Origin of the sequence: Phycicoccus sp. Root101, assembly GCF_001426245.1 — a bacterium.
Classification (GTDB): domain Bacteria; phylum Actinomycetota; class Actinomycetes; order Actinomycetales; family Dermatophilaceae; genus Pedococcus.
The window spans coordinates 33,435-50,539 of the sequence record NZ_LMCM01000010.1; the positions used below are offsets into that span (position 1 = coordinate 33,435).

Annotated in this window: 18 protein-coding genes; 12 read left to right on the forward strand and 6 right to left on the reverse strand. The window is 71.8% G+C overall.

The features are described from left to right. Positions 1-60: 60 nt before the first annotated feature. The 8 genes from serS (at position 61) to ASC58_RS17080 (ending at position 8,189) form a co-directional block, all read left to right on the forward strand. On the forward strand, positions 61-1,326 hold the full coding sequence (gene serS / locus ASC58_RS17045; protein ID WP_056920158.1) for a serine--tRNA ligase: 1,266 nt from the start codon (positions 61-63) through the stop codon (positions 1,324-1,326). Between the two features lie 104 nt (positions 1,327-1,430). Continuing rightward, a complete protein-coding gene (locus ASC58_RS17050) occupies positions 1,431-1,631 on the forward strand; it encodes a hypothetical protein (RefSeq protein ID WP_056915988.1) in 201 nt (66 codons plus the stop codon). A 22-nt stretch (positions 1,632-1,653) separates the two neighbouring features. Then, positions 1,654-2,865: an alpha-hydroxy acid oxidase gene (locus ASC58_RS17055; protein WP_056915987.1), complete on the forward strand. Its 1,212-nt coding sequence runs from the start codon at positions 1,654-1,656 to the stop codon at positions 2,863-2,865. A 10-nt stretch (positions 2,866-2,875) separates the two neighbouring features. Beyond that, positions 2,876-3,670, forward strand: coding sequence for an HAD family hydrolase (locus tag ASC58_RS17060; RefSeq protein ID WP_056915986.1), 795 nt, complete (start codon positions 2,876-2,878; stop codon positions 3,668-3,670). A gap of 116 nt (positions 3,671-3,786) precedes the next feature. Further along, entirely contained in the window at positions 3,787-5,208 is a 1,422-nt protein-coding gene (locus ASC58_RS17065; RefSeq protein WP_200947860.1) for a sensor histidine kinase, read from the forward strand. After that, complete coding sequence (locus tag ASC58_RS17070; RefSeq protein WP_056920159.1) at positions 5,205-5,930, forward strand: response regulator transcription factor; 726 nt, start codon at positions 5,205-5,207, stop codon at positions 5,928-5,930. The genes ASC58_RS17065 and ASC58_RS17070 overlap by 4 nt, the downstream gene beginning before the upstream one ends. A 106-nt stretch (positions 5,931-6,036) precedes the next feature. After that, the gene (locus ASC58_RS17075; RefSeq protein ID WP_369796255.1) at positions 6,037-6,936 is read left to right on the forward strand and encodes an ABC transporter ATP-binding protein; all 900 of its coding nucleotides are present in this window, start codon (positions 6,037-6,039) and stop codon (positions 6,934-6,936) included. After that, a complete protein-coding gene (locus ASC58_RS17080) occupies positions 6,933-8,189 on the forward strand; it encodes an ABC transporter permease (RefSeq protein WP_056920160.1) in 1,257 nt (418 codons plus the stop codon). Before ASC58_RS17075 ends, ASC58_RS17080 begins: the two co-directional genes overlap by 4 nt. A gap of 13 nt (positions 8,190-8,202) precedes the next feature. Here the strand turns inward: ASC58_RS17080 and ASC58_RS17085 are convergent, their stop codons facing one another. Next, positions 8,203-8,811, reverse strand: coding sequence for a hypothetical protein (locus tag ASC58_RS17085; RefSeq protein ID WP_056920161.1), 609 nt, complete (start codon positions 8,809-8,811; stop codon positions 8,203-8,205). Positions 8,812-8,852: 41 nt separating this feature from the next. On the opposite strand from ASC58_RS17085, the gene ASC58_RS17090 reads away from it, so the two are divergent. From ASC58_RS17090 to ASC58_RS17100, 3 genes are read left to right on the forward strand one after another with little or no spacing between them, the layout of a single operon-like run. Beyond that, positions 8,853-9,809, forward strand: coding sequence for a DUF2332 domain-containing protein (locus ASC58_RS17090; protein ID WP_200947861.1), 957 nt, complete (start codon positions 8,853-8,855; stop codon positions 9,807-9,809). 31 nt (positions 9,810-9,840) lie between these two features. After that, positions 9,841-10,668 (forward strand): RNA methyltransferase, encoded by an 828-nt coding sequence (locus ASC58_RS17095; RefSeq protein WP_056915982.1) that lies wholly within the window; start codon positions 9,841-9,843, stop codon positions 10,666-10,668. Positions 10,669-10,716: 48 nt separating this feature from the next. Next, a complete protein-coding gene (locus ASC58_RS17100; RefSeq protein WP_056915981.1) occupies positions 10,717-11,352 on the forward strand; it encodes a VOC family protein in 636 nt (211 codons plus the stop codon). A gap of 43 nt (positions 11,353-11,395) precedes the next feature. On the opposite strand, the gene ASC58_RS17105 is transcribed toward ASC58_RS17100, so the two are convergent. Continuing rightward, positions 11,396-11,797, reverse strand: a complete 402-nt coding sequence (locus tag ASC58_RS17105) for an MmcQ/YjbR family DNA-binding protein (protein ID WP_056920163.1) — start codon at positions 11,795-11,797, stop codon at positions 11,396-11,398. A 199-nt stretch (positions 11,798-11,996) separates the two neighbouring features. Further along, complete coding sequence (gene purB / locus ASC58_RS17110) at positions 11,997-13,406, reverse strand: adenylosuccinate lyase (protein ID WP_056920164.1); 1,410 nt, start codon at positions 13,404-13,406, stop codon at positions 11,997-11,999. Positions 13,407-13,491: 85 nt separating this feature from the next. Here purB and ASC58_RS17115 point away from each other — a divergent pair, with 85 nt between their 5' ends. Continuing rightward, complete coding sequence (locus ASC58_RS17115; protein WP_056915978.1) at positions 13,492-14,514, forward strand: aldo/keto reductase; 1,023 nt, start codon at positions 13,492-13,494, stop codon at positions 14,512-14,514. Here the strand turns inward: ASC58_RS17115 and ASC58_RS17120 are convergent. The 3 genes from ASC58_RS17120 to ASC58_RS17130 form a co-directional block, all read right to left on the reverse strand. Next, positions 14,507-16,030 carry an LLM class flavin-dependent oxidoreductase gene (locus ASC58_RS17120; protein WP_056920165.1) on the reverse strand — a complete coding sequence of 508 codons (1,524 nt, stop codon included), beginning with the start codon at positions 16,028-16,030 and terminating at the stop codon, positions 14,507-14,509. The two genes, ASC58_RS17115 and ASC58_RS17120, sit on opposite strands and share 8 nt — an antisense overlap. A 23-nt stretch (positions 16,031-16,053) precedes the next feature. Then, positions 16,054-16,443 (reverse strand): tetratricopeptide repeat protein, encoded by a 390-nt coding sequence (locus tag ASC58_RS17125; protein ID WP_056920166.1) that lies wholly within the window; start codon positions 16,441-16,443, stop codon positions 16,054-16,056. 123 nt (positions 16,444-16,566) lie between these two features. Next, positions 16,567-17,088, reverse strand: a complete 522-nt coding sequence (locus ASC58_RS17130) for a low molecular weight protein-tyrosine-phosphatase (protein WP_056920167.1) — start codon at positions 17,086-17,088, stop codon at positions 16,567-16,569. Positions 17,089-17,105 lie beyond the last annotated feature (17 nt).

Sequence of the window (17,105 nt, forward strand, 5' to 3'; positions counted from 1 at the left end):
CGGGGAGGGCGTCGGGAGGCAACGGAAAATCGGATGGCGGACGCTCGGTAGGCTGACGCCGTGATCGACATCAAGCTCCTGCGCGAGGACCCGGACCGCGTCCGCACCTCGCAGCGCGCCCGTGGTGAGGACGAGGGGATCGTCGACGCGATCCTCGCTGCCGAGCAGACGCACCGCTCCTCCCTGACGGAGTTCGAGCAGCTGCGCGCCCAGCAGAAGTCCCTCGGCAAGCAGGTGGCGCAGGCGCAGGGTGACGAGAAGCAGGCGCTGCTCGCGCGGACCAAGGAGATCTCGGCGCGGGTCAAGCAGCTGCAGGCCGACGCCGACACTGCTCAGGCCACCCTCGGCGACCTCATCCGCCAGATCGGCAACATCGTCGAGGACGGCGTGCCCGTCGGCGGCGAGGACGACTACACGCTGCTCGAGACCGTCGGCGAGATCCCGGAGTTCGACTTCGAGCCCAGGGACCACCTCGCCCTCGGTGAGTCGCTCGCGGCCATCGACATGGAGCGCGGCGCCAAGGTCGGCGGCTCGCGGTTCTACTTCCTCACCGGTGTCGGTGCTCGGCTCGAGCTGGCGCTGCTCAACATGGGCATCGCGCAGGCCGTCGAGCACGGGTTCACCCCGATGATCACGCCGACCCTGGTCAAGGCCGACGTGATGGCCGGGGCCGGGTTCATCGACAAGCACGGCGACGAGGTCTACCGCCTCGAGGCGGACGACCTCTACCTCACCGGCACCTCCGAGGTGGCGCTCGCCGGCTACCACGCGGACGAGATCCTCGACCTGTCCGCGGGCCCGAAGCGGTATGCCGGCTGGTCGGCCTGCTACCGCCGCGAGGCCGGGTCGCACGGCAAGGACACGCGGGGGATCATCCGCGTGCACCAGTTCCACAAGGTCGAGATGTTCACCTACTGCCGCGTCGAGGACGCCGCAGCCGAGCACCAGCGGCTGCTCGGCTGGGAGAAGGAGATGCTCGCCAAGATCGAGGTGCCCTACCGCATCATCGACACGGCGGCCGGCGACCTCGGTGGCCCGGCGGCGCGCAAGTTCGACTGCGAGGCGTGGGTGCCCACCCAGGGCCGCTACCGCGAGCTCACCTCCACCTCGAACTGCACGACCTACCAGGCCCGACGGCTCAACACGCGTGAGCGTGACCCCAACGGCCAGGGCACCCGCGCCGTCGCCACGCTCAACGGCACGCTCGCCACCACCCGCTGGATGGTCGCCATCCTCGAGAACCACCAGCAGGCCGACGGCTCGGTGGTCGTGCCCAAGGCGCTCCAGCCGTTCCTCGGCCTCGAGGTGCTGCGTCCCGTCGCGTGAGGGCGGCTGCACTCCCGAAGGGCCGATGGTCTTACGACCATCGGCGTGGAAAGGGGCCCGGGTGGGCCATGGATTCCGCGGCCCGACGGGTCGAACCTGAGGGGATGGGCACACCGCTCGACGACCGAGACCTCGCTGCCGAGATCGCTCTTCTCGGTGAGGTCATGGCTGCGGTCGCAGCGGCGGCGGACGAGCTCAGCGACTCCGAGGTCGACGACGTCCTGGGTGTGTCGCCGGCCGCTGGGACCGGCGCGGACGAGCCCGTAGGGGGCCGGCAACCGGCCCAGGACCAGCTCAACCGGTAGCCCACCCGGTTAGGTTGGACCGATGAGTGATCGACAGCTGCCCAGGTGGTCCGAGCTCAAGCCACTCCTTCGACCCAAGCCGCTCGAGCTCGACGCCCGCAAGCGCCGCCTCGACGCGGCCCTGACGATCGCCGACCTGCGACGGGTCGCCAAGCGCCGCACGCCGACCTCGGTGTTCGACTACACCGACGGCGCGGCCGAGGGCGAGATCAGCCTGCGGCGGGCCCGGCAGACCTTCGCGGGCCTGGAGTTCCACCCGGCGATCCTCCAGGACGTCTCCGAGATCGACCTGTCCACGAGCTTCCTCGGCCGGCCGTCGCAGCTGCCCTTCTCGTTCGCCCCCACGGGGTTCACCCGGATGATGCAGCACGAGGGCGAGCGGGCGGTGGTGCGCGTCGCCGACCGGATCGGCATCCCCTACGCCCTCTCGACCATGGGCACGACCTCGATCGAGGACGTGGCCGCCGCGGCCCCGAACGCCCGGAAGTGGTTCCAGCTCTACGTCTGGAAGGACCGCAGCGCCGGGGAGGACCTCATGCGCCGGGCCGAGGAGGCCGGGTACGAAGCGCTCATCCTCACGGTCGACGTCCCGGTCGCGGGGGCCCGGTTGCGCGACGTGCGCAACGGGTTCTCGATCCCGCCGGCCCTGACGGTGAAGACGGTCGCCGACGCGGCCCTGCACCCCACCTGGTGGGGCAACCTGCTCACGACCGAGCCCCTGACCTTCGCCTCGCTGGCGTCGTGGGACGGCACCGTGGCCGAGCTGCTCAACACGTTGTTCGACCCGACGATGACCCTGGCCGACCTGGAGTGGGTGCGCTCGTTCTGGAAGGGCCCGCTCATCATCAAGGGCGTCCAGACCGTGCACGACGCGAAGATGGTCGTCGACGCAGGGGTCGACGCGATCGTGCTGTCGAACCACGGCGGGCGCCAGCTCGACCGCGCGCCGGTTCCGTTGCGGCTGCTGCCCGACGTCCGCGAGGCGCTGGGTGACGATGCCGAGATCATGATCGACACCGGGGTGATGTCCGGCGCCGACGTCGTGGCGGCGGTCGCTCTCGGTGCCAGCAGCGTGATGGTCGGCCGCGCCTACCTCTACGGGCTCATGGCCGGTGGCGAGGCCGGGGTGCAGCGGGCCGCCGACATCCTCACCGCCGAGGCGCGGCGCACCATGGCCCTGCTCGGCACGCGCCAGATCTCGGACCTGGGGCCGCAGCACGTGCGCCTTCCGTAGGCTCGGGCCCATGGCCCACCCCCACCTCGTCGCCCTCGACGTCGACGGCACGACGATCAACCACGCCGGAGAGCTGTCGCCTGCCGTGCGTGATGCCGTCCACGCCGTGGTCGCCGCCGGTCACCACGTGATCATCGCGACGGGGCGCTCCATCCCTGCCACCACCTCCATCCTGGAGGAGCTGGGGATCACGACCGGGTATGCCGTGTGCTCCAACGGCGCGGTCACCCTCGAGCTGGATCCCGCTGAGGACAAGGGGTTCCGGATCATCGAGGCGGTGACGTTCGACCCCGCGCCGGCGCTGACCCTGCTCCGGGGCGAGTGGCCGGACGCCGTGATCGCCGTGGAGGACCTCGGCGTCGGGTTCAAGCTGAGCGCGCCGTTCCCCGACGGCGAGCTGCAGGGCGAGCTCACGGTGGTCTCGTGGGAGGAGCTCGTCGCCGAGCCGGTCACCCGCGTGACCTTCCGCTCGCCGACCGGCACCGCGGAGGACTTCCTCGCCCTGACCGAACGGATCGGCCTGCACGGCGTCAACTACGCCGTCGGCTTCAGCGCCTGGCTCGACCTCAACCCCGAGGGTGTCTCGAAGGGTTCGGCGCTGGAGATCCTGCGCCGCCACCTCGAGGTCGACCCGCAGTTCACGGTCGCCGTGGGCGACCAGCGCAACGACCTCGAGATGCTGCAGTGGGCCGCTCGGGGAGTCGCGATGGGGAACGCCCCCGACGAGGTGAAGTCCGCCGCCAACGAGGTCACCGGCGACGTCGACGACGACGGCCTGGTGCCGGTCCTGCGCTCACTGCTCTGACGCCGCACGCGCCATACCGAATCGGCGTGACCGCGCCATGGCGATCGGCGCGACGGCGCCGGATCTCCGACTCGAGGGGGAGGACCGCCGGGTGGCGTCCGACCTAGGGTGGAGCGGTGACCGCCGAACCTGCCACCACGGTGCGATCACGGCTCGCCGCGTTCTTCGCCGTCGACGACCCGTGGTTCCGGGGTGCCGAGGTGTCCCGCTGGGACGTGGTCGTGGGCGTGGGGACGTTCGGGCTGTCGGCGGTGACGTTCGAGATGTCCCGCAGCATGGGCGCCCTCGAGAGCATCGGCGAACCCGTCTGGCTGCAGTACCTCGCCGTCGCGCTCGGCGCCCTCCTGCTCGTCGGCCGCCGTCGCTGGCCGCTCACCGTCGCTGTGCTCGCGGCGCTGCACATGTTCGTCGTCGGGGTCACCATGCCGGCGGTGATGGGCCAGCTGGCCCTGCAGATCGTGTACTTCGTCGCCATCTTCAGCGGGGTCGCCTGGAGCCGCAGCCGCCGCGACATGCTGGTCGTCATGGGTGGCGTGGTGCTGTTCATGTTCGTCTGGCTCGCGTGGACGTTCGCCATCGGGAGCGGCATCGACAGTATCCGCGAGAGCCTCGGCGAGGACGCGTCGCGCCGACCGGGACTGGTCAGCCCGGTGGCCGCGAGCGTCGTCGTCACCGCGGTCGTCAACGCCCTCTACTTCGGTGGCGCGATCATCGGGGGCCAGGTCGCCTGGCGCGGTGCCCGCCAGCGGGCCCGGCTCGCCGACCAGGCGCGGACCATCGGGGAGCAGAGCGCCGACCTCCAGCAACGGGCCGTGCTGGGCGAGCGGCTGCGCATCGCGCGCGAGCTGCACGACGTCGTGGCCCACCACGTGTCCGTGATCGGGATCCAGGCGGCCGGGGCACGGCGACTGCTCACCAGGGACCCCGAGGCGGCGGCCCGCGCGCTCGCCTCGGTCGAGGGGTCGTCCCGGGAGGCCGTGCACCAGATGCGCTCGCTGGTGGGTGCCCTGCGCGAACCCACCGACGCCCGGGGCGCCGGCGCGGGCGACCCGACCCACCGCGCCCCCGAGCCGGGGCTCGGGGACCTGCCTGCCCTGGTCGGCGAGGTGTCGGCGCCGGGGCTGCGCGTGACCTACCAGCTCGTCGAGTCGCCCGAGGGGGCGGCGGCCGCCCTGCCCGCCGCCCTCGGTCTGTCGCTCTACCGCATCGCCCAGGAGGCGCTGACCAACGTCCGTCGTCACTCCACCGCCGCCAACGCCTCGGTGGTGCTGCGGGTCGAACGCTCCGCGCGGACGCCCTTCGTCGAGGTCGAGGTGACCGACGACGGCCGCCCCGTGCCGGGTTCGTCGGGCTCCGGGCTGGGCCTGCTGGGGGTGCGCGAACGAGCCGCCTCCCGTCGGGGTCAGGTCGACATCGGCCCGCGCGTCGGTGGTGGGTTCCGGGTGCGGGTGCGCTTCCCGCTGCAGGACGTCCCGACCGGTGACGTCGTGGCGCAGGACGAACCCGCGAGCGGGGCCGCCGTGGGAGGTCCGCGGTGAGCGACCCGTTGCGGGTGCTCATCGTCGACGACCACCAGCTCGTGCGGTCGGGGTTCGCGATGATCCTGTCCGTGGAGGACGACCTCGAGGTCGTGGGTGAGGCGGCCGACGGCGCGGCCGCGGTCGCCCAGGCCCGTGCCCTGCGCCCGGACGTCGTGCTCATGGACGTGCAGATGCCCGGCACCGACGGGATCGAGGCGACCCGTCAGGTCGTCGCCGAGGACCTGGGCCGGGTCATCATCCTCACGACGTTCGACCGTGACGACTACCTCTTCGACGCGCTCGAGGCGGGTGCGAGCGGCTTCCTGCTCAAGAACTCCGACGCCGACACCCTCGTCGACGCCGTCCGCGCCGCGGCCGGGGGCCACGCCCTGCTCGCCCCCGAGGTCACCCGCCGTGTCATCGAGCGGATGACCGCTGCCCCCCGCCCCTCCGCCCCCGGTATGCCGCCCGCTCCGGACCGCGGCGGCCCCACCTCCGCGGCCGCTCGTGAGGGCGTGGCCGGTGACCCCGGCTACGCCCTGCTCACCGAGCGCGAGCGCGAGGTGGTGGTCCTGGTCGGGGAGGGGCTGAGCAACGCCGAGATCGCCACCAGGCTCTTCGTGGGGGAGGCCACCGTGAAGACCCACGTCTCGAACTGCTTGGCCAAGCTCCACCTGCGCGACCGGGTCCAGGCCGTCGTCTGGGCCCACCGGGCCGGCCTCATCCCCCAGGGGGAGTGAGTACCACCGTCCACGTCCGCCCCGAACCCGGGGCGCTCCGCACACCTGTGCACATCTCCTCCTCCAGAGGGATGTCCCGCCCGGCCCCCCTGCCTAGCGTGGAGGCATGGACACAGGGGACACGATGCTCGAGACGCGGGGACTGACCAGGCGGTTCGGGGAGAACACCGCCGTCGACGGGGTGGGCTTCCCCGTGCCGGGGGGTGCGATGACCGGGTTCGTCGGGGGCAACGGCGCCGGGAAGACCACGACGATGCGGATGGTCATGGGGGTGCTCGGCATCCACGCGGGGGAGGTCCGCTGGGACGGGCGGCCGATCACCGCGGCAGACCGTCGGCGGTTCGGCTACATGCCGGAGGAGCGCGGGCTGTACCCCAAGCAGCCGATCGTCGACCAGCTCGTCTACCTCGCGCAGCTGAGGGGGATGGACGCGGCAGCCGCCCGGACCTCGGTGGTGGAGCACCTGGAGAGGTTCGGGCTCGGTGACCGGCAGCGCGACCCGGTGGAGAAGCTGTCGCTCGGCAACCAGCAGCGCGTGCAGATCATCGCCGCCCTGGTGCCGACGCCGGTGGCGCTCGTCCTGGACGAGCCCTTCTCCGGCCTCGACCCGACGGCGGTCGACTCGATGGCCGACCTGCTGCGCGAGCACACCCGGCGCGGGACGCCGGTGCTGTTCTCCTCGCACCAGCTCGACCTCGTCGACCGGCTGTGCGACCGGCTCGTCGTCATGGCGCGCGGCAAGGTCGTCGCGCAGGGCTCGGCCGACGAGCTCCGGTCCGGTGGTCCCGTGCGCTACCGCCTCGTCGTCGGCGGCGACGCCGGCTGGACCCGCGACCAGCGCGGTGTCCACGTGGCCGACGTCGACGGGGGCACCGCCCTCATCGAGGTCCTCGAGCCCGGCGCCGAGCAGCACGTCCTCGGCGAGGCGGCCGCGCGCGGCCCGGTGCACGAGTTCCGGCGCGTGGTGCCCAGACTCAGCGAGATCTACCAGGAGGTGACGGCATGAGCACCCGGACGGACGCACTGGCGCAGCAGCCGGTGCAGGACACGACGACCGGGCAGGGTCCGGCCCGGCTGCCGGCCCGAGCCTCAGGGGGGAGCGCCTGGACGTTGGTGGCCCGCCGTGAGGTGATGGTCAAGCTGACCGACAGGTCCTTCCTCGTCGGCACGGCCGTCACCCTCGCCCTCATCGTCGGGGGGCTCGCCCTGCAGGTCGTGCTGAGCGGGCACACGAGCACCTCGAAGATCGTCGCCTCGTCGCCCGCCGCGGTGACGATGGTCGACAAGCTCGCCGGCCAGGCCAGCACCCTGGACAAGTCGGTCAAGGTCGAGCTCGTCCGGTCACCCTCGGACGCCGCGGCCAGGGCCGCCGTCCAGGACGAGGACGCCGACGCGTGGCTGCGGCAGACGTCGAGCGGCTGGGAGCTCACCACGAAGGAGAGTGCCGACACCTCGCTCCTCACCGTCGTGCAGCAGGTCGTGCGCGCCGACACGATCGACCGCAACGCCGACGCGGCGGGCACGACCCTGGCCGCGCTCGAGCAGGGCAGCACGGTCGCCACCACCCAGCTGGTCGGCGACGCCAAGGAGTCGCAGCTGAGCCAGCTGATGGGGTTCGCCTTCGCCTTCCTCTTCTACATCGCCGCTCTGACCTTCGGGATCACGCTGGCCAGCAGCGTCGTCGAGGAGAAGCAGTCGCGGATCGTCGAGATCATCGCCGGCGCGATCCCGTTGCGGCAGCTGCTCGCCGGCAAGATCGCCGGCAACACGGTGCTGGCCGTCGGGCAGATGGCGATCTACGTCGGGGTGGCCATGGTGGGGCTCGCGTTCACCGACTACAGCGGCCTCATCGCGGGGGTGTCGGGGACGGTCGGCTGGTTCCTGGCGTTCTTCCTGGCCGGGTTCGTGGCGCTGTCGTGCCTCTGGGCGGTCGCCGGTGCGCTCGCCTCGCGGACCGAGGACCTGCAGTCGACCCAGATGCCGGTGACCATGCTCGTCATGCTGATGTTCTTCGGTGGCATGTTCCTCGACGGGACGTTCCGCACCATCGCGTCGTTCGTGCCGCCGGTCTCCGCGCTGCTCATGCCGATCCGCATGCTCGACGGCGGGGTGGCCTGGTGGGAGCCGGTGCTGGCGATGGTGCTGCTGGTCGGGTTCGCCCTGCTGCTGGTGCTGGCGGCCGAGCGGGTCTACCGCCGCGCGCTGATGCAGACCGGCGGCAAGCTCAGCCTCAAGGAGGCCTGGCGCCTCGAGGACTGAGCCCGGTCGTCGGTCAGCGGGACTGCAGGGCGTCCAGGGCGACGGCCATCGCGAGGCCGACCCGCCAGTCGAGCTGCCAGCCGTTGCTGGCCTGCGGCAGGTGGATGTCGTAGCGGTCGCGCAGGGAGCGCTTGCGCTCCGAGGTCAGGACGACGCTGCCGTCGGAGGCGGTGAAGTCGAAGTGGAACAGGAACGGCAGCGGGATCTCTCCGACGTAGGGCACGAACTCCCAGACGCGACGCGCGATGGCGACGTTCTTGTTGCGCTCGGTGCCGAACGCAGCGAGTCCGTCCGGGGTGCCGAGGTGCCACGAGGAGCGCAGCAGCGACTTGCCGAAGTCCTTGCGGAACCAGCCGATCGGCGCGCCGCCTGCGTCGAACACGTCATACGTCGCACCGAGGTCCATCCGCTGGCGGGCCTTGAACGAGAAGACCGGCTGCTTGCGCGCCTCGTCGGCGTAGAAGGTGACCTGCTCCTTGAACGCCATCCGCTTCTGCTGGGCGACGGCGATGACGGCGCCCTCGTTGCCGGCCGCGTCGACGGTCCGGATCTCGTAGCGGTTCACCATCATGGTGATCTTCTGTCGGAGGGCGTAGCGCTCGGTCACGGCAGGATGGCTCATGGCGGACAGTGTGCACGACGGGCCCGTGCCATCATGCCGGGGTGCTGGAAGTGCCCGACCCCGAGTACCTCGCCTTCGCGCGCGGCCAGGCGGCCGGTTCGTCCCCCACCTACGAGCGCCTGGCGTATGCCGTGGCCTCCGATCCGCAGGCACAGCAGGCGCTCGCGTCGGTGCCCGTGGCCAAGCGGCAGCCCAACCTCCTGTTCGGCACCGCCCGGCTGCTCGGCGCCCCGGTCGACGACCCGACGGCGTTCCTCACCTGGCTCGCCGGGAACTGGACCCGGGTCCGTGCCGAGCTGCTGACCCGGTCCACCCAGACGAACGAGGCAGGCCGCTGCGCCACCCTCGTCCCGGCGCTGAACCTGCTGCCCGGGCCGCTGGCCCTCCTCGAGGTCGGCGCCAGCGCAGGGCTGTGCCTCTACCCGGACCGCTACCGCTACGACTGGGGTGACGGCGTGGTCGGCGACGGTCCCGGGCCGGTGCTGGCCTGCACCTGGTCCGGTGATGCTCCGACCCCCACGGCGGTGCCCGAGGTGGTCTGGCGGGCCGGTCTCGACCTGCACCCGCTCGACCTCACCGATCCCGAGGACCTGGGCTGGCTCGAGTGCCTCGTCTGGCCGGAGCACGACGAGCGCCGTCGTCGGTTGCAGGCGGCTGCCGGGCTCGTCGCCGCAGAGCCGCCCCTGCTCGTCACCGGCGACCTCGTCGACGACCTGCCCCGGCTCGCTTCCCTGGCTCCCGCGGGGGCGACGCTCGTCGTGATGCACAGCGCGGTCCTCGCCTACGTCGACGCGCAGACGCGGGCGCGGTTCGTCGAGGTGGTCCGGTCCCTCGGGGCGCACTGGCTCGCCAACGAGCACCCGAGCCTGATCGACCTGCTGGTCGCCGCACCCGAGCCGCCGGACGTCGTGGGGCCGCAGCCGTTCCTCACGGCGCTCGACGGCACGCCTATCGGCTGGTCCGGGCCGCACGGGCAGTCCTACCGTGCGCTGACCTGACCGGGCGATGACCTGACACACTGATCCGGCCATGGCTGACCTCCACATCACCTCGCCGTCCAACCCGAGGCTCAAGTCACTTGCCGCGCTGCGCCGTCGCCGCACGCGCGAGGAGACGGGGCAGACGCTCATCGAGGGGTACGAGGAGCTGACGCTGGCCCTCGACGCCGGGGTGCTCCCCGAGGCCCTGTACTACTGCCCCGACCTCATGCTCGACCCCGCGGCGCAGACCGGGGTGGTGGACCAGGTGCGCCGCTCGGGGGTCGACACCGTGCTCGTCTCGCGGGCGGCCTTCGAGAAGGCCGCCTACCGCGAGGGCCCCGACGGCTTCATCGCCGTCGTCCCCGCCGTGGCCCGCACCTGTGCCGACCTCGTCGTCGGCCCCCACGCCCTCACCGTCCTGTGCCAGGGCGTCGAGAAGCCGGGCAACCTCGGCGCCATGCTCCGGACCGCCGACGCCGCGGGCGTCGAGGCCGTCATCGCCGCCGACCCGGTCACCGACTGGGGCAACCCCAACCTCGTCCGCGCCTCCAAGGGCACGGTCTTCTCGGTGCCGGTGGCCAGCGACTCGACAGCGGCGACGCTGGCCTGGCTCGACGCCCACGGCATCGCCCTGGTCGCGACGACCCCGGACACCGACGTCGACTACACGGACGTCGACTACACCGGCCCGGTGGCCGTGGCGGTGGGTGCGGAGAAGTACGGGCTCACCGACGAGGTGCTCGCCCACGCTGCTCACAAGGTCCGAATCCCCATGGTGGGCAAGGCAAACTCCCTCAACGTGGCGACATCAGCAGCAATCGTCATCTACGAGGCCGTCCGCCAGCGCGCGGCACTGGGAGCACCGCTGCCCCACTGACCACACCCGTGTCAAGAGCACTCCCCGGGGTGTGCCACGATGTCGGGTATGCGAGTTGACCATGTTTCGTATGCAGCTGAGCACGACGGTTTGAAGGCCACCGCTGCTCGCTTGGCGAAGGTCATCGGGGTGGACGCAGTCGACGGGGGCATCCACCCCCGCTTCGGCACTCGCAACGTGATCCTCCCGTTGGCCCACGAGCGGTACGTCGAGGTCGTCGAGGTGCTCGACCACCCGGCCTCCGACAAGGCCCCGTTCGGCCAGGCCGTCCGTGCGCGCTCCGAGGCCGGCGGTGGCTGGCTCGGCTGGGTCGTCGCGGTCGACGACCTCGCGCCGTACGAGCAGCGCATCGGCCGCGAGGCGGTCGTCGGCAACCGGCACCGCCCCGACGGTGTGGAGCTGCGCTGGCGCCAGCTCGGCGTCAAGGGCCTCATGTCCGACCCGCAGCTGCCGTTCTTCATCAAGTGGGACGACCCCGCCCTGCACCCCTCGACCGCGGCCCACACCCAGGTCACCATCGACGGCCTGCAGATCGCCGGGGACCCGGCCCGGGTCCGCGAATGGCTCAACATGAAGGCCGACGACACGTCCTCGGTCATCGACTTCACCTTCGTCGCCCCGCACGGCACCCCCGGGCTGCTGTCGGTCACGTTCGACACCCCCACGGGCAAGGTCACCGTCTGACGGCCCCTTCCAGCGGCTCGACCCACCCGGGGAGCCGCTCCGCTCACGCCTCGTCGAAGAACTTCTCGACGAGGCGTTTGGGCGCCTTGGCGGCCCACGCGTCGGTGATGACCTCCTCGAGCTCGCGCCGGGTCAGCTTCCCGAGATCGCGCTCGCGCACGAGGATCGCGTTGTAGCCGTCGAAGTGCGGTGTGGTGAACCACGGTCCGTCCGAGGCGACGAGGGCGTCCTTGTCGTTCTGGTCCGCGACGCTGAGCAGGATGACGTCCTGCATGCGTTCGCCGGTGTCCGGGTCGATGGCATCCGGTCGCGGTTCACGGAAATGCAGGAACGACTTCTTCCGCACGACGTAGGCCGGGCGCCCCCAGGACGTGCCCTCCTCCACCTCGGGCAGTGCCAGGGCGATCTCGGCGAGGTCGGCCAGTCGGGCCTTGCGTGCCGTCATACCTCGCCACGCTAGCCGTGCCCACCGACGAGCGCGACGGTATCGCGCCCACGCCCGACCGCCGCTCGACCGCCCCGCGCGCCCGCCGCTCGACCGCCCCCGCCCGCCCGACCACGCGAAGGGTGGGAGGTTTCCGCCTCAGGTGGCCGGAACGCGGCAACCACCCACCCTTCGGCGACAGGTTTGCGGGGGTGAGGGGTCAGTCGAGGTAGTCGACGAGCTCAGGCGCAGCGCCGATGTAGGTCGCCGGCGTCATCGCGGCGAGCCGGGCGGCGACGTCGTCGGGCAGGCCGAGGCCGCCGACGAACTCGCGCAGGTCGTCGCCGGTGATCCGGCGGCCGCGGGTGAGCTCCTTGAGGCGCTCGTAGGGGTTCTCCATCCCGGCCACGCCCTGGGCGCCCAGCGCCCGCATCGCGGACTGGACCGCCTCGCCGAGGACCTCCCAGTTCCGGTCGAGGTCGGCGGCCATCGCGGCGGGCACGGCGTCCAGGCCGGCCAGGCCCCGCTCGGCGTTGTCGATGGCGAGCAGCGAGTGGCCGAACGCCGACCCGATGTTGCGCTGCATCGAGGAGTCGGTGAGGTCACGCTGGAGGCGGCTGTTGACCAGGGTCGAGCCGAGGACGTCGAGGAGCGCGTTGCTCACCTCGAGGTTGGCCTCGGCGTTCTCGAACCGGATCGGGTTGACCTTGTGCGGCATCGTCGACGAGCCGACGGTGCCCTGGCCGCGGACCTGGGCGAAGTAGCCCATGGAGATGTAGGTCCACACGTCTGTGCAGAGGTTGTGCAGGATGCGGTTGAACCGCGCGACGTCGGCGTACAGCTCGGCCTGCCAGTCGTGGCTCTCGATCTGGGTGGTGAGAGGGTTCCACTCCAGGCCGAGGGACTCGACGAACCCACGGCTCAGCGCGGGCCAGTCCGCCTCAGGGACGGCGGCGAGGTGCGCGCCATACGTGCCGGTGGCGCCGTTGAGCTTGCCGAGGAAGTCGGCGCCCTCGATGCGGCGCAGCTGGCGGCCGAGGCGGTGGGCGAGCACCGCGAGCTCCTTGCCCATCGTCGTCGGCGTCGCCGGCTGCCCGTGCGTGTGGGCGAGGAGGGGCACGTCGCGCAGGTCCGAGGCCATCGTCGCGACGGCCTCGACCAGGCGGGTCGCGCGGGGGAGCCAGACCTGCTGGACGGCGCCCTGCACCATGAGCGCGTAGGACAGGTTGTTGATGTCCTCGCTGGTGCAGCAGAAGTGGATGAGCTCGGCGAGGCCGGCGTCCTCCTCGGCGGGGGCGATCGTGGTGAGGCGGCGCTTGAGGAAGTACTCGACGGCCTTGACGTCGTGCAGCGTCTCGCGCTCGATCGTCGCGAGCTCCTCGATCTCGTCGGCCCCGAAGTCCGCGACGACCTGGCGCAGCTCGTCCTGCTCCTTCTCCGTGAGCGAGCGGACCCCCGGGACGACCTGGTGGGTCGTCAGCCAGATCAGCCACTCGACCTCGACCCGGACACGGGCCCGGTTGAGGGCCGGCTCGGACAGGTGGTCGACCAGCGGGGCCACGACACCGCGGTAGCGGCCGTCGAGGGAACCGAGGGCGATGGAGGGGGTCGCGTCAGCAAGCGAAGCCATGGCCCCAGTCTCCCAGAGGAACCGACCCCTCCCGCACACCCGTCCAGTCGAGCGGCGCCCGGCCGCGCGGCATACGGTGGAAGGCATGCGCTACACCACACTCGGATCCACCGGCACCGTCGTCTCCACCCAGTGCCTCGGCACGATGACCTTCGGGGCGGAGGCCGACGAAGCCACCTCCGGCGACATCATCACGGCCTACGTCGAGGCGGGCGGCACGTTCCTCGACACGGCCGACGTCTACTCGGCAGGCGTCTCGGAGGAGATCATCGGCCGCTGGCTCAAGGCCCACCCCGACGACGCCAAGAACCTGGTCATCACCACCAAGGGAAGGTTCCCGATGGGCGAGGGGCGCAACGACCTCGGCCTCTCCCGTCGGCACCTGCGCGAGGCCCTCGACGCCTCGCTGACGCGCCTCGACGTCGACCACATCGACCTCTACCAGATGCACGCCTGGGACGCGGTGACCCCGCTCGAGGAGACGCTGCGCTTCCTCGACGACGCGATCAGTGCCGGCAAGATCTCCTACTACGGCTTCTCCAACTACCTCGGCTACCAGGTGACCAAGGCGGTGCACACCGCCCGCGAGCACGGGTGGACGCCGCCGGTGACGCTGCAGCCGCAGTACAACCTGCTGGTCCGCGACATCGAGCACGAGGTCGTCCCGGCCTGCCTCGACGGTGGCCTCGGGATGCTGCCGTGGTCGCCGCTGGCCGGTGGCTGGCTGACCGGCAAGTACCAGCGCGACACCACGCCGACGGGCGAGTCCCGCCTCGGCGAGGACCCGGAGCGCGGCATGGAGGCGTGGGGCCCGCGCAACAAGCAGGAGCGGACCTGGGCGGTCATCGACGCCGTCGGCGAGGTTGCTGAGGAGGCCGGCGCGACGTCGGCGCAGGTCGCCCTCGCCTGGGTTGCCGCCCAGCCGGCCGTCACCTCGGTCATCCTCGGCGCGCGCAACGTCACCCAGCTCGCCGACAACCTCGCGGCTGCCGACCTGGACCTGACGGCGGAGCAGCTCGACCGGCTCTCCGAGGTCAGTGCCCCGCAGATGGACGACTACCCCTACGGCACCGCCGGCATCGGCCAGCGCCACCGCTCGATCAGCTGAAGCCGTGGCGGGAGAGGGCGGGGATGAGCTCCCGCTCCTCGTAGGACAGGTGTGACAGCAGGGTGGCGCCGAGGAGGTCCACGGCGTCGCGTACGACCGATGTGCCCTTCTCGCCCGAGACCATCTGGACGAGTGCGTGGTCGACCTGCTCGAGGACGTCGTGGATGACGTGGTGCTCCGCCTCGAGCCGGTCGATCACCGGGGCCAGCTGGGGGTCGCTGTGCCGCAGGTGCGGGAAGACCGAGCGGTCCTCGAGCGTGTGGTGACCGGTGACGACGCGGCAGTACGACGCGCAGTAGGCACCCAGCGTCCAGTTGTTCTGGCGCATCGTCAGCTCGTTGATGATGTTGCGCGCCCGCCCGGCGTCGGTCTCGCCGGCGGCGACCTGCTCGACGACGTCGCGGAGGCGTTCGAGCTCGCCGCGCAGGTGGTCGTGGACGTCCACGAGGTGCTGCCCGGTCGCCTGCTGGGTGGCGGTGAAGCGCTCGTCCGGGTCGACCGGCGCGCTGGGTCGGGTCGACTCGTCCCACACGTCGGCCGGCACGTTGGTGCGCGGGGCCTGCGTGGCCCGGACCTCGAGCGTCTCCCCTCGGGTCGGTGCCGCCGCCTCGGGTGCCTCCGGCTGGACAGCGGCGCGGGCGCGCTCGGTGTCGACGAGCTCGCGGGTCAACGGAGCCACCTCGGCGGCGAACCGCTCGACGTCGTCGAGGCTGCTCACGGCGAGGATGTAGGTGCTCATTCCTTGGTCGAGGGTGATCTCGGCGAGCTGCTCGGCCCAGTCCCGCGGCTGGCCCTCGAGCAGGCCGCCGCCGGACCCGAACCGGCCGTGGATGTTGTAGAGGCGACGGATGTCCACGGGCGACCGGCCGGCCTTCTCCGCTGCCTCGTCGATCGTGGCGTTCATCGCCGAGAGGGCCTCCGGCGCGGCATACCCCAGGCTCGGGAGCCAGCCGTCGGCGAGGCGACCGGTGACGCGGAGCATCCGCGGCTTGTACGCGCCGACCCAGATCCCCACGTCGTGCGCCGGGACCGGGCCCGCGTGCAGGCCCCTGACCGGGTAGTGGTCGCCGTCGAGGGTGACCGAGCCCCGCCCCGACCAGAGGGCACGGATCACCGCGATCGCCTCCTCGAGGGCCTCGACCGCCTCGCCGGGGGTCCGGCGGGGGCCGCCGGCGGCGACGATCGCGTCCCAGAACGCCCCGGTCCCCAGACCCAGCTCGGCCCGCCCGCCGCTGAGCTGGTCGAGCGTCGCGACGCTGCGCGCGAGGACGACAGGTGGGCGCAGCGGCAGGTTCGCGACGTTGGGGGCGACCCGGACCGAGGTCGTGCGGGCCGCGATCACCGACAGCAGGGTCCAGGCGTCCAGGTGCTTGGCCTGGTACGGGTGGTCCTGGATCGTCACGAGGTCGAGGCCCCCGACGTCGGCGGCCTCCGCCATCGCGAGGGTCTCGTGGAGGCGGTCGGCGTCCGGGCTCGGGAAGATGCCGAACTCCAGCTCGTGTCCGTAGTCGGTCATCGTCGTCCTCTCACGCGGGTGGATCAGGCCGATCGGCGGGTGCTCGCCTCACCGTAGGCGGTGGGGCGTTCGTGGTCGCCGAGGATGCTGGCCAGGGCCAGGTGGCGGCGGGCGTCGTCGTGGCGGCGCTGACGCTGCAGGGTGCGGCCGAGCAGGAGGTGCAGGTAGCCGTCGTCCGGCGCCTGGTCGACCAGCTCGCGCAGGACGGCCTCGGCCCGGCCGAGCTGGGCGGAGCCGAAGTAGGCGCGGGCCAACTCGGTGCGCAGGGCCGTGGTGCCGTGGCCCATGTCCTCGCGGGTGGTCTCCTCGACGAGCTCGGCGTAGGCCGTGGCCGCCGCCGCGTGGTCACCGCGGTCGGCGAGCCCTTCGGCGAGGGCCAGACGGAGGCTGAACGGCGTCGTCATCGTGGTCATGCCACCACAACATCGTTTCAATTTCAACTATTCCGGGAGGTTGGCCGCCGAGTTTGAAGCGGCAGCACAGCCCAGGCGTCGCTGCTGCTTCAAACTCGCGAACGAGGGTCGGTGGACCGGCGGTCAGTTGCGGCGGGAGGTGAGCTCTCGCCGGACGTGCTCCACGACGCCGTCCGCCGCGGCCGTGACCTCGGCGTAGGTCTGGTCGAAGGCGCTGTCGTCGCCGTACCAGGGGTCGTCCATGTCGAGGTCGTCGGTCTCGGCGGAGACGGGGTCGAAGGACCGGAACATCCGCACCTTGGCCCGCTGCTCGTCGGTGCGGGCGAGCTTGGTCAGCTCGCGGTGGTGGCCGGCATCGGCGGCCAGGACCAGGTCGACCTCGTCGAACCACGACCGCTCGAACCTGCGGGCCACGTGGTCGCTGCCGCCGAGGTCGTCGTGGCCGTTGCGGGCGAGGACCGCCAGCGTGCGTGGGTCGGCCGGGTTGCCGACCTCCCACGAGTGCGTCCCGGCGGAGTCGACGACCACCTCGTCCTCGAGCCCGGCGTCGGCGAACCGCTCGCGCAGCAGGAACTCGCCCATGGGGGACCGGCAGATGTTGCCGGTGCAGACGACGGTGACGCGGTAGGGCCGGTTGGTGCTCATGCGGCCATTCAACCCTG